General features: G+C 59.2%; 14 protein-coding genes. 12 read left to right on the top strand and 2 right to left on the bottom strand.

The genetic code is table 11. From position 1 onward, the window contains the following. Window positions 1-86: 86 nt before the first annotated feature. Complete coding sequence (locus tag IG627_RS04645; protein ID WP_193190407.1) at window positions 87-311, bottom strand: DUF2909 domain-containing protein; 225 nt, start codon at window positions 309-311, stop codon at window positions 87-89. A 52-nt stretch (window positions 312-363) separates the two neighbouring features. Between IG627_RS04645 and IG627_RS04640 the strand changes: the two genes are divergently transcribed. From IG627_RS04640 to IG627_RS04585, 12 genes are all read left to right on the top strand, one after another. After that, window positions 364-1101, top strand: a complete 738-nt coding sequence (locus IG627_RS04640) for an SURF1 family protein (RefSeq protein WP_319024500.1) — start codon at window positions 364-366, stop codon at window positions 1099-1101. A gap of 28 nt (window positions 1102-1129) precedes the next feature. Then, window positions 1130-1765 carry a hypothetical protein gene (locus IG627_RS04635; RefSeq protein WP_193190404.1) on the top strand — a complete coding sequence of 212 codons (636 nt, stop codon included), beginning with the start codon at window positions 1130-1132 and terminating at the stop codon, window positions 1763-1765. Between the two features lie 9 nt (window positions 1766-1774). Next, window positions 1775-2884 (top strand): COX15/CtaA family protein, encoded by a 1110-nt coding sequence (locus IG627_RS04630; RefSeq protein ID WP_193190402.1) that lies wholly within the window; start codon window positions 1775-1777, stop codon window positions 2882-2884. A gap of 61 nt (window positions 2885-2945) precedes the next feature. After that, on the top strand, window positions 2946-3839 hold the full coding sequence (gene cyoE, locus IG627_RS04625) for a heme o synthase (protein ID WP_193190400.1): 894 nt from the start codon (window positions 2946-2948) through the stop codon (window positions 3837-3839). Window positions 3840-3842: 3 nt separating this feature from the next. Then, entirely contained in the window at window positions 3843-4529 is a 687-nt protein-coding gene (locus IG627_RS04620; protein ID WP_193190398.1) for an SCO family protein, read from the top strand. 25 nt (window positions 4530-4554) lie between these two features. Beyond that, window positions 4555-5349: a CPBP family intramembrane glutamic endopeptidase gene (locus tag IG627_RS04615; RefSeq protein WP_193190396.1), complete on the top strand. Its 795-nt coding sequence runs from the start codon at window positions 4555-4557 to the stop codon at window positions 5347-5349. 70 nt (window positions 5350-5419) lie between these two features. After that, window positions 5420-5782, top strand: a complete 363-nt coding sequence (locus IG627_RS04610; RefSeq protein ID WP_193190394.1) for a VOC family protein — start codon at window positions 5420-5422, stop codon at window positions 5780-5782. 47 nt (window positions 5783-5829) lie between these two features. Further along, complete coding sequence (locus IG627_RS04605) at window positions 5830-6183, top strand: hypothetical protein (protein ID WP_193190393.1); 354 nt, start codon at window positions 5830-5832, stop codon at window positions 6181-6183. A gap of 70 nt (window positions 6184-6253) precedes the next feature. After that, complete coding sequence (locus tag IG627_RS04600) at window positions 6254-6691, top strand: nucleoside deaminase (protein ID WP_193190391.1); 438 nt, start codon at window positions 6254-6256, stop codon at window positions 6689-6691. Window positions 6692-6740: 49 nt separating this feature from the next. Continuing rightward, a complete protein-coding gene (locus IG627_RS04595; RefSeq protein WP_193190389.1) occupies window positions 6741-7961 on the top strand; it encodes a dipeptidase in 1221 nt (406 codons plus the stop codon). A 32-nt stretch (window positions 7962-7993) separates the two neighbouring features. Next, a complete protein-coding gene (locus tag IG627_RS04590) occupies window positions 7994-8314 on the top strand; it encodes a heavy metal-binding domain-containing protein (RefSeq protein ID WP_193190387.1) in 321 nt (106 codons plus the stop codon). Beyond that, window positions 8314-8736 (top strand): DUF1294 domain-containing protein, encoded by a 423-nt coding sequence (locus IG627_RS04585; protein ID WP_193190385.1) that lies wholly within the window; start codon window positions 8314-8316, stop codon window positions 8734-8736. Before IG627_RS04590 ends, IG627_RS04585 begins: the two co-directional genes overlap by 1 nt. Before the next feature lie 52 nt (window positions 8737-8788). On the opposite strand, the gene IG627_RS04580 is transcribed toward IG627_RS04585, so the two are convergent. Next, window positions 8789-11407 carry a TonB-dependent receptor gene (locus tag IG627_RS04580; protein WP_193190383.1) on the bottom strand — a complete coding sequence of 873 codons (2619 nt, stop codon included), beginning with the start codon at window positions 11405-11407 and terminating at the stop codon, window positions 8789-8791. Window positions 11408-11601 lie beyond the last annotated feature (194 nt).

The raw sequence follows: 11601 nt of genomic DNA, 5'->3' as shown, positions 1-11601 counted from the left end.
GACCCGCGTGTGGGGCGCCCCCCCCCGGGGCCTCCGTTCTTTTTCCCGCCCGCGGGACAACCCCCCACAGTAAATTTACCAAAGAATCAGTACTTGTCCGCCCAGGGCGCTGTATTGGAGAGTGTGCCGCTGTCAAAACCATACCAGATGGCCAACAGAAGCAGCGTCGCCAGGGTAATGCGGATACCCAGTGCGTAGAGGGTTCTCCTGGATTGGGGCGCGCCCATATCGCGCAGCAGGAAAAACAGCGCGCTGGACAGGCTGGCCAGCACCGCGAGAAACAGAAACACAATAACGACTTTCAGCCACATGATTTATTCGCCATTTTTGTTGTAGTTCGGCATGACAATAGATACGACTTCAGTGCGAGAGAGAGAGCCTTCAGCGCCATTAAAAAAGCCCAGTGTAGCACTGATTCGCAACTGGCCCCTTACCCTGCTCAGTGGTCTGCTGTTTCCATTGCTGCTGTCTCTCGGCGCCTGGCAATTGCAGCGCGGCGACGAGAAGGCCGCACTCAATACCGCAATAGATACCCGACTATCAGCGCAACCGCAATCTCTGGCCAAGGGCGCAGTCAAACCGGATGATCTGCAGATCTATACACCGGTGCGGATGCTCGGCTACTACACCGATGAGTATCACCTGCTGGACAACCGCACGCGCAATGGCCGCGTCGGATACGAGGTGTTGCAGATATTCGTATCGGCGCATCAGCGCTGGCTGGTCAACCGCGGCTGGGTCGAGGCGCCGCCGCAGCGGGACCAGTTGCCCGACATCTCCTGGCCGTTGGCGGCCAAGGTCATCACCGGCTTTCTGTACCCTACGCAGAAAACCGCGGAAGGGGCCCGGTTTACCAATGCCAGGAGAATTCAGCAGCTCGACAGCGCATTTGCTGGTAGTCTGGAACTGGCACAGCCGCAGTGGTCCATCCGCCTCAGCGCCGATTCGGACACGGCGCTGGTAACCGACTGGCAGCTGATCAACAGCCCGCCCGAGCGCCACCGCGCCTACGCCACACAGTGGTTTGCGATGGCCGCAGCGCTGGTCATACTGTGGCTGTCGGCGGCGACCAGCTTGCCGCAGCTGTTACGAAAACAATAAATAGAAGTACTGCAGAGGTAACATCGCCGTGAATCAGAGTAGCCACAATACCGCCACCGAATCCGCCGGTGCAAAACCACCGGGCCTGGGAGGTATCCAGGGAATCTCCGTAATCGCCTCTGTTCTGCTGCCGATACTGGCCGCCTATGTGGTCTACTACACGGGGCTGGGAATGCCACGGGACACGACCAATCAGGGCGAGTTGCTGCAGACGCCGGTGAACATCAGCCAGCTCGAATTCACCGGGGAGGGCGAACTGCCGCTGCAGCTGGGTGCGGAGAAGCCCAAGTGGCGCTTCCTGATACTTCCCGCAGATAACTGCGATTCCGAATGTGAGAAACTGCTCTACACCAGCCGCCAGGTACATATACGCCTGGGAGAAAAGGCGGACCGGGTGGAGCGGTTACTGGTAACCGCCACACCGTTGGGTGCAGAGCTGCAACAGAAGTTGCAGAGTGAGCATCCGCGGCTGCGTATCGTACAGTTGCCGGCGGGCGCGCTGCAGGAGCTGAAGGCGCAGACCCTCCAGGGGACTATCGCCGAATCCCGGGCACTACTGATCGATCAACAGGGCTACGCGATGATGGCCTACGACAACCAACACAGTGGCAACCAGTTGCTGAAAGATGTCAAACGTCTACTGAAGTACTCCTATGAGAGGTAATGGGGAGAGATGGATAAGTTGGAAATAGATCCTACCGACAGCAGGCCGCACACAGACTGGCGCCTGCGTCTGGCACTCGCCGGCTGCGCACTCGCCGTAGTGGTGGTGGTGCTCGGCGCCTTTACGCGCCTGGCAGACGCCGGTCTGGGTTGCCCGGACTGGCCCGGCTGCTATGGCCACCTCACCTGGCCCAGTGAGCATCACGAAATTGAAAATGCCAACGCGGCCTTCCCGCATGCACCGGTGGAAACCGACAAGACCTGGCCGGAGATGGTGCACCGCTACTTCGCCGGCAGCCTGCTGCTGCTGGTGGGTGGCCTGACAGTGCTGGCCTGGCGCCGTCGCGGCCAGCGCGCCTTCAAACAGACCCACTTCCTGCTCGCACTGATCATTCTGCAGGCCGCTTTCGGCATGTGGACGGTGACGCTGAAACTCTGGCCACAGGTGGTAACTGCGCATCTGCTCGGCGGTCTGGCGACCCTGTCGATGCTGTGGCTGATTGTCGAGCGATTGCGCAATTCCCCCCCAAACAAGGGCCGTTTTATTCCCACGCACGAATTTCGCATGTTGCAGAAGCTCCGCCCCCTGGCATTCGCCACAGTGGCGGCGGTGGTGGTGCAGATAGCCCTGGGAGGCTGGACCAGTTCCAACTACGCGGCGCTCGCCTGTGCCGACTTTCCCACTTGCCACGGCCAGTGGTGGCCGGATGCAGATTTTGCACAGGGCTTCAACATCGCCCAGCAGATTGGTCCCAACTACCTGGGAGGGACGCTGGAGAGCGATGCGCGTACCGCCATACACCTGACGCACAGGATCGGCGCCCTGGTGGTCAGCCTGCTGGTGCTCGCGCTGTCGATACTCGCCTGGCGCGCCGGCTCCCGGCGCTGGGCGATCGGCCTAGCCGGTGTCCTCGGCCTGCAGGTGTGCCTGGGTATTGCCAATGTGGTGATGTCTCTGCCGCTGCCGATCGCCGTGGCCCACAACGCCGGCGCGGGACTGCTGTTGTTGGGCCTGCTGACCTTCTGCTACCGGATACAGACGGCGCAGCCGACGACTGGACGAGAGAGTTCTCTGAATACTCCGGATACCGATGACACGGTTTTGGCCGGGGAACTGTAATATCAGACAGCTGCCGGGCAAATCGCATCGAGTAGAATAAAGATAATAACGAGGTGAAATCATGAGCACAGATACCATCGCCCTGAGCCGCGCCAGCTGGCGCGATTACTACGAGCTCACCAAACCGCGGGTGGTGATGCTGATGATCCTCACTTCGGTCATCGGCATGCTGCTGGCAGTGCCCGATATGCCGCCGCTGGAAATACTTGTTCTCGGCAATTTGGGTATCGCTCTCTGTGCGGGCAGCGCCGCAGCGGTCAACCACCTGGTGGATCGGCATATCGATATCAAAATGGCCCGCACCAGCCAGCGTCCGGTGGCGCGGGGGCGTGTCGAGCCGCAGAAAGCGCTGCTGTTCGCACTGCTGCTGGGCAGCATCGGCATGTTTATCCTGCTCGCCTTCGTCAATGCATTGACCGCCTGGCTAACCCTGGTATCCCTGCTCGGTTATGCGGTCGTCTATACGATGTTCCTCAAGCGAGCCACGCCGCAGAATATTGTAATCGGCGGTATCGCCGGCGCCGCGCCGCCACTGCTGGGCTGGACAGCGGTGACTGGCGAGCTACACGGTCACGGACTGTTGCTGGTACTGATCATCTTCGCCTGGACACCGCCTCACTTCTGGGCCCTGGCAGTGCACAGGCGCGAGGATTACGCGAAAGCGGATATCCCGATGCTGCCGGTGACCCACGGCGTCGCCTACACCAAGCTGCATATTCTGCTCTACACCTTTGTATTGCTTGCAGTCAGCCTGCTGCCCTTCGCCACCGCCATGCTCGGCTGGCTCTATCTGCTCGGCGCTGTGGTCCTGGGATTCGGCTTCATCTACTGGGCGGTGGAAATGCTGCGGGACAAAAAACCCCAAGCGGGCATGGAGACCTTCAAGTACTCCATCATCTACCTGATGGCACTCTTCTGCATCATGTTACTGGACCACTATCTGATCGCGGTATAAGTCATGGCGAGCGCAACCAATACGGAAGACAACGCCCGGAAAAGCCCCGCACAGAAGCGCGGCATCTGGCTCACCGTTGCCATACTGGTGCTGTTTATGGGCGCGGTAGTGGCTGGCTTCCTGCACAAGATGGGCCAGCCGCGGGTAATCACCGATACCGAGCTGCGCCTGAACGGCGCAGTGAAACTGGAGCGGCCGCGCATACTGGACAATTTCGAACTGCTGGCCGACAGCGGTAGCGCCTTTCGTACGGAAAGCCTGAATGGGCGCTGGACCCTGGTGTTTTTCGGCTTTACTCACTGCCCCGATGTTTGCCCTACCACCCTGGCAACATTGAACAACTTCTACCAGGCTCTGGATGAGCAGACCCGTGCCGATACGGATATCCTGTTGGTGTCGGTGGATCCCAAGCGGGACAGGCCCGAGCAGTTGCGCGACTATGTGCGCTACTTCAACGCCGATTTCCGCGGTGTCACCGGTGAATTTCTCAGCCTGAAACGCTTCGCCAACCAGCTCAATGTGCCCTTCAACAAGGTGCCGCTGGATGACGGCAATTACACCATTGATCACGGCTCCCAGGTGGTTCTGATAAATCCCCGCGGGCACTACCACGCATTTTTCAAGGCACCACTGGATCCTGCCAAAATGAAGCTGACATACAGGTCCATGCGCGCTACCTTTAACGGCTGAATTCACAACCGACAGGCAGGACGCAATGCCCGGCAATCGAGGGGCTGAACACAGGCTAGTGGCCCCCGGTCTTCAATATCTCGGCCAGCGCTATCTGCTGCCGGCGCTGCTGCTTTCCCTTTGCATCATCCCCTTTGGTCTCACCGGCGCTGCCGCGCCGGCCATCTGGCTCGCGCTCTGCACAATCGAAACACAGGGCGGCTGGAAGCGCGCCGCCGCTTTCTTGGTCAGCGGTCTGCTGATGCTGGTAACCGCCTTGGGGATACTGCCCGGCAGCGAGCGTGTCGAATTGCTCCCGCCCTACAGTGACGCCTCGGGCAACACCATCTACGCCAGCTTCAATGCCGGCAAGGCGGTGATCGCCATAGCGGTAGTCGCGTTTATGTTGCGGCAGCGCGGTTGGCTGCATCACGGTGATCTTCTCTATATCAGCGCCGCAATCGCGCTGCCATTTCTGTTGGGGCTGATGGCGACTGGACTGTCGCCCAAATTCGGTGCTGCCATAGTGGTTGCCGCCACGGTCAATCTGCTGGTGGTGTGTATCAGTGAGGAGGGGTTTTTCCGTTGGATATTACAGCGGGGATCGGAGGAGTTGCTGGGTTCTCAGCGCTGGTTGGCGGTGCTGCTGGTAACGGCGATATTCACTCTGCTGCATACCGGCTGGGCGGCCTCACCGCTGGCGTTGGTTCTGGTTACTGCAGCGGGCGCCTGCTATTCGTTGCTCTGGTACCTGCGCCGCAACTTCTGGGCCTGCGTACTGGCGCACTGGGGCGTCAATGTCCTGCACCTGTTTCTATTGCCCTACCCGCTGCCTGGATGATTTTTGTACCTGCAGTGCGGGATGCGACTGCGAATACATTGGATATCCACAAACTATCAGGAGGTGAGGAATGAGTGAACATGAAAAGTTGAACTATGTAGAGTTTCCCTCGAAGAAACTCACAGAAACAAAGGCCTTTTTTGAACAGGCATTCGGCTGGTCTTTTACTGACTATGGCCCCGAGTACACGGCATTCTCCAACCAGGGGCTCGATGGGGGATTTTTCAAGGCCGACATGAGCTCCTCCACGGAAAATGGCGCGGCGCTGCTGGTGTTCTACAGCAATGACCTGGAGGGCACCCAGGAGAAGGTAACCAGGGCCGGCGGCGAGATAGCCAAGCCGATATTTTCCTTCCCCGGCGGCAGGCGCTTTCATTTTACCGAGCCCTGTGGCAATGAATTCGCCGTCTGGTCTGATCTAGAAGTCCAGTAGTCCGGAATAGTGCCAAGAAAAACCTGTAATAAAACACTGGACAGAAAATGGAACTGGACTCTCACATTATCTTCTCCCTGATTTCCTACAAGATTGCCTCCCTGATAGTAGGCAGTGGCTTCGCCTATATGGGCTACCGACTCTTTATGTCGGGCGTATGGGGGCACGCCGGCAGGCTGGAAACGGGTCTTGGTGACAGCAAGCTGGTGATCAGGGAGGCAGCTCCGGGTACCTTCTTCGCGATTTTCGGTGCGGCCATTGTTGCCATTACCCTGTACAAGGGCCTCGAGTTCGAAAACTATTCCAGAGGCGATGAATCCTTCGTGGAGATTGCGGAAGAGGGCGATACTGATTTGCCGGGCAGGGAAAACGTACAGGCCGCCGGAGTCCAGTCGAACTGAAGCTTTTGTGATGGTCTCGACGCTCTGGTGTACTACTTGAGTTCAACAGAAACGGATGACGAGCAGGGATATGGATGAATTTATGCGCGCGGCCATCGAGGAAGCCAGGAAAGGGCTCGCCGAGGGCGGTATACCGATAGGTTCGGTGCTGGTCTGCGATGGCAGGATTATCGGGCGCGGCCACAACCAGCGGGTGCAGAAAAAAAGTGCCGTATTGCACGCCGAGATGGACTGCCTGGAAAACGCCGGCCGCCTGAGCGCAGCCGAGTACCGGAAAAGCACTCTCTACTCCACACTGTCCCCCTGCGATATGTGCAGTGGCACAGTGCTGCTTTACGGTATCCCCAGAGTCGTTGTCGGCGAGAACGAGACTTTTAAAGGGCCGGAGAGCTATCTGAGTTCCAGAGGCGTGGAACTGGAGCTGCTGGACAGCGACGAGTGCAAATCGCTGATGCGCGGGTTTATTCGCGAAAAGCCGGAACTCTGGAGCGAGGATATAGGAAAGTAGCACGCACCTGCGTTAGGCTGTGGCCTGGATTACTAACGGGCCAATTCAGATGAAAAAAATAGCAATTGTCGCCGCGCTGGCACTCGGCGCCTGCGGCCAGGAAGCACAGCCGGGCCGCCAGCTTTCAAGCGAAGCCCTGGCACAGCAGCTGGCCGACAAGTACCTGCTGATAGACACCCATATCGATGTGCCATACCGGCTGTCGGAAGACCCCGCCGATGTGAGTGCGGCAACTGAAAGCGGCGACTTCGACTTTCCCCGCGCGGTGCGGGGTGGACTGAACGCCCCCTTTATGTCGATCTACATTCCGGCGGAAATGGAAGCCGAGGGCACAGCCAGGGACTATGCGGATCAGCTGATCGATGGGGTAGAGGCGCTGGCTACACGGCACCCGGACAAGTTCGCGATTCCAAAATCGGTCGACGAGATGGAGCAGCAGGTGGCCGACGGCCGTATTTCCCTGCCTCTGGGCATGGAGAACGGCGCCGCCATTGCCGGGGATCTGGACAACTTGCGCCACTTTGCCGGGCGCGGCGTGCGCTATATCACCCTGACTCACTCGAAGAGCAACCACATCTCCGATTCCTCCTACGATGAAAATCGCCAGTGGCGGGGCCTGAGTGACTTTGGCAAGCAGCTGCTCGTGGAGATGAACCGGGTCGGTGTAATGGTGGACGTCTCCCACATTTCCGACGACGCCTTCTGGCAGGTGATGGAAGTGTCAAAGGTACCGGCAATTGCGTCCCACTCCTCCGCGCGCCATTTCACTCCCGGCTTCGAGCGCAATATGAGCGATAGAATGATTCGCGCGCTGGCGGAAAACGGTGGTGTGATCATGATCAATTTTGGTTCCACCTTTATCAGCGAGGCGTCGCGACAATCCCATCGGGCCATTGGGGAAGCCAGCGAGCAGTTTATGCGCGAACAGGGCCTCAGTGAAGACAGCGAGAAGCTTCAACGCTTTACCGAAAATCTCAGGGCGGAACAGTTTGTCTATGCGGATCTGAATGATGTGCTCGATCACTTCGACCATATTCGCGATCTGGTCGGCGTGGACCATATCGGTATAGGCTCCGACTTCGACGGAGTCGGGGATAGCCTGCCCACTGGCCTGAAAGACGTGTCCCAGTACCCGAACCTGATCCGGGGCCTGCTGCAGCGTGGTTACAGTGAGGCGGATATCGGGAAGATCCTCGGTGGAAACCTGTTGCGCGTCTGGCGCGCCAACGAGGACTATGCAATAAAGCAATCGGTCAAAGCACAGCCTTAAACGAATACATTGGAGTCAAAGGGAACAAAGCCATGTTGAAAACGACAACCTCTGTAGTGGATGGCCGCGAGATCAGGGATTACCTGGATGTGGTGGTGGGTGAGGCCATCCTGGGTGCGAATATCTTCAAGGATATTTTCGGTGCTGTGCGGGATATCGTCGGCGGCCGCGCCGGTGCCTACGAGCGCGAAATGGCCAAGGCGCGCAAGGTGGCCTTCGAGGAGATGGAGGAGGAGGCCAGGCGGCTGGGCGCCGATGGTATCGTCGGTATTGATATCGACTACGAGGTGGTCGGTCAGCAGGGCGGAATGATGATGGTCAGTGTCAGTGGCACAGCGGTCAAGTTCCGCTGATGGGGAACCTGGGACTGGTGGCGTTGGTACAGTTGTCGCTGGCGGCGCTGTTCGTTGCCCTGGTCGGCGCCGCGGTTTATCTGCAGGCCTATTCCAGCGCGATCTTCTATCTGATTCTTGCCGCGAGCCTGCTGGCGCTGATCGTCTATGCGATGGACAAGGTGGCTGCCCTTGAGAATCGCCGTCGCATCAGTGAAAACAGGCTACACCTTATCGCTCTCGCCGGTGGCTGGCCCGGTGCGTTGATCGCGCAGAAACTCTTCAACCACAAAACGACCAAGCGCCCCTTCAGGATCGTCTTCTGGATTACCGTGCTGATCAATGGCGGGGTGGTAGGCTGGACATTCACCGACGGAGGCAGTGCGCTGCTGACAAGGGGAATGGCGGAGATGGAGAGACTCGTGGCACTACTGGGTGGATGAAACGAAAAAGGGGAGGGCCGTAGCCCCCCCCTTTTTTTACCGGGATCGCAGCCTAGAAGCTGTAAACCATCTTGCCGTAGATAAAGCGGCCGCGCGGATCATGCTGGCTCTGCACATAGCCGTAGAGGTCTGAGTCACCGTCGCCGATGGCGAAGGGCGGCTCCTCGTCGAGCGCATTGTCGGCACCGAGGCTCAATACCATATTCTCGAAGCCGGAGTAGCGCGCCTGCAGGTTCAGGGTCAGGAAGGAATCCACTGTGCGCGATTCGTTTGCCTCGTAATCGAGGGTGCCGTCGAAGTCGATATCCGGCGTGTCCTCGAACTCGCCGATATAGTTGAGGCCGACGGTAAACGCGAAGTTGTCAAAGCTCCAGTCCCCGGATGTTGCCCAGCGGTGTTGTGGGTATTCGTATTCGCCGGCCAGGTCGCGGGTCAGGAAATTCTCACCGGATGAGTCCAGCTCCACCCGCTCGAATTCCGCCAGGTAGGAGTAATCCAGGCGCAGGCCCAAATCGCCGCCGGCCAACTGTATACCAGAGTAGACTAGGCTCAGGTCGACACCGGAGACTGTCTGCTCGCCGATATTGATAAAGCCGCTATTGATCGACTGCAGGGCGCCGAGGGATTCACCGGGCAGGGGCGCGGAGCGAATACAAACGCTGCTGTTCTGGTCGTTACAGAACTGGTTGTACAGGTAGCCGAACGGTACCTCGTCGATCTTGCCCTCCTGGGTGACACTCCAGTAATCCAGCGACAGCTGCATGCCATCGATGGGCTTCAGCACACCGCCGATATTGAAGGACTCGGACTCCTCCGCTTCCAGGTCCGGGTTACCGGCGAAAACGATGTTGTAATCGGTACTGGCACAATAGGCGCTATTCTCCGCACAGCCGTAGCTGTCGACAAAGAAAATGGATTCCTGCGACGGCCCTAGACCTATCTGCGCCAGTGACGGTGCGCGGAAACCAGTACCCCAGGAAGCGCGCAGGGACAGCATATCGCTTGCGGTCCACAGCAGGTTGGCCATGGGGTTGGTGGTGGTGCCGAAATCACTGTAGTCGTCGTAGCGGCCGGCCAGGGTCAGATCCAGGTTGGCGGGCAGGGGAATCGCAAACTCTACGAAGGCCGAGGTGATATCGCGGCTGGCGGCGGCGGAGACCGACTCGGTACCAAAGATGAGGCCGCGCTGGAACTGGTCGTCGGGAATATCCGAGGCCTCCTCTTCGCGGTGCTCGAGACCCGCGGCCATGGCGACAGCGCCGTTGGCGGTATCGAACAGTTCACCATTGATACTGAAGTCCGCGCTGGTCAGCTGCGATTTACCCTGGCGCACCAGGCTGGTGGTGATGGCATTGATCACCGACTGCGGGTTCTGCACGCCGCCAAAGGGGTTGTAGCGGCCCGCGTCTATCTCCTGCTGCAGCAGGTCGGTGCGCACCCAGCCCTGGGAGCGGTTGCCGGTCTGGGTGGATTCACTGCGCGAGCGCTGTACAGAGGCCTCCCAGTCCCAGTCGGCAATATTGCCGCGCAGGCCGAAGACGCCGCGCAGGTTGTCTGTCTCTATATCCCACTGGCGCGCGCCCGCATCCACAGTGCGGTAGCGGCCGATATCAATGTCGGATGCTCCGGTAAAGGGATTGTCCGGGTGATCCACCGGTACCGTCAGCGCGGCGCTCTCGTCCAGAGGCGTGGGCGCGCCCTGGGCTATCGACGTGTTGTGCTGGAAGGCCACTTCGGTAAAGAATTCCACGCTGTCGGTCAGCTGGTTTTTACCCAGCAGCAATACGCCGGTGCGCTCAGCTTCCGGCGTCAGCAGTGTCCAGGGACCGTAGTCGTAGGCGCAGATCTGGCCGATGGCACTGTCCGCGGGGCAGCCGGGGTCTATGGTGGAAACGCCGTCCACGACGAAATAGCCCGGGTAACCGCGCGACGAGCGGAAATCCATGCCGCCGCGACCGGACTGATTGGCGGTATCCAGGCCTTTGCGTTCCACGCTCGCCAGGGTGCTGTTCTTGTGGTGGTCGAAGATCAGGGTCAGGTTGGAATCCTCGCCGTTGATCCCCCAGATGGCCGAGGTCGACTGCTCGTCATAGCCGTCGGCGCCGCCGTAGTCGACGGAGATTTCCGCCCCCTCGAAGTCGTCGCGCAGTACCAGGTTGACCACGCCGGCCACCGCGTCGGAGCCGTAGATCGCCGAGGCGCCGTCTTTCAATATCTCTACCCGCTCCACCGCAGCCAGCGGAATCGTATTGATATCGACAAAGTTGGTGGTGATGCCCTCGGCGAAGGCACTGATGGCGACGCGCCGCCCGTTGACCAGCACCAGGGTCGCATCGGAGCCCATACCGCGCAGGCTCACCGCCGCGGCGCCGTTGGCGGTCGAGTCCTGGTTGTTGCCGCGGGTGGAAAAGGTGCCATTGCCGGCGGCGGGGTTCTTCTCGAACATCTGTTGCAGGTTGGTGTAGCCGGACTTCTCGATCACCTCGCGGTCCATTACCTGGATCGGTGTGGCCGTTTCGAACTCGGCGTTGCGCTGGATGCGCGAGCCGACGACGACGACTTCTTCGATAGATTCCTCATCGGCGGCGAATAGCGATTGGGGTGCGGCCGCCGTGGCCGCGGTGAGAATGGCAGTTGCCAACAGGTTACGACGGAAGATTATTTTTTCCATGATCATTGCCTATCCATTTATTGTCGTTATTGGTGACTGACCGAAACAAACAGGTCGTCAGGCAACACTAACAACGGTTGAATTTCCAGACAATTGGCGGGCGATGGGGCGAGCACTTATTGAGGGGATTGGTGACGTGGGTCGCAATTGCGTAGCAAGCGAAGTCGCAATCTAACCGTAATTAGTCGAAAAAA

Origin of the sequence: Microbulbifer taiwanensis, assembly GCF_014904815.1 — a bacterium.
In the GTDB taxonomy this organism is placed as follows: Bacteria; Pseudomonadota; Gammaproteobacteria; order Pseudomonadales; family Cellvibrionaceae; genus Microbulbifer; species Microbulbifer taiwanensis.
Note: the sequence above shows the minus strand (reverse complement) of the source record. Positions and strands in the feature narration are given on the sequence as shown.

Coding starts and splice junctions, on each gene's coding strand:
- IG627_RS04600 (WP_193190391.1), top strand. CDS start 6,254: ATGGATGAATTTATGCGCGCGGCCATCGAGGAAGCCAGGAAAGGGCTC.
- IG627_RS04605 (WP_193190393.1), top strand. CDS start 5,830: ATGGAACTGGACTCTCACATTATCTTCTCCCTGATTTCCTACAAGATT.
- IG627_RS04585 (WP_193190385.1), top strand. CDS start 8,314: ATGGGGAACCTGGGACTGGTGGCGTTGGTACAGTTGTCGCTGGCGGCG.
- IG627_RS04590 (WP_193190387.1), top strand. CDS start 7,994: ATGTTGAAAACGACAACCTCTGTAGTGGATGGCCGCGAGATCAGGGAT.
- IG627_RS04580 (WP_193190383.1), bottom strand. CDS start 11,407: ATGGAAAAAATAATCTTCCGTCGTAACCTGTTGGCAACTGCCATTCTC.
- IG627_RS04615 (WP_193190396.1), top strand. CDS start 4,555: ATGCCCGGCAATCGAGGGGCTGAACACAGGCTAGTGGCCCCCGGTCTT.
- IG627_RS04620 (WP_193190398.1), top strand. CDS start 3,843: ATGGCGAGCGCAACCAATACGGAAGACAACGCCCGGAAAAGCCCCGCA.
- IG627_RS04630 (WP_193190402.1), top strand. CDS start 1,775: ATGGATAAGTTGGAAATAGATCCTACCGACAGCAGGCCGCACACAGAC.
- cyoE (WP_193190400.1), top strand. CDS start 2,946: ATGAGCACAGATACCATCGCCCTGAGCCGCGCCAGCTGGCGCGATTAC.
- IG627_RS04645 (WP_193190407.1), bottom strand. CDS start 311: ATGTGGCTGAAAGTCGTTATTGTGTTTCTGTTTCTCGCGGTGCTGGCC.
- IG627_RS04595 (WP_193190389.1), top strand. CDS start 6,741: ATGAAAAAAATAGCAATTGTCGCCGCGCTGGCACTCGGCGCCTGCGGC.
- IG627_RS04610 (WP_193190394.1), top strand. CDS start 5,420: ATGAGTGAACATGAAAAGTTGAACTATGTAGAGTTTCCCTCGAAGAAA.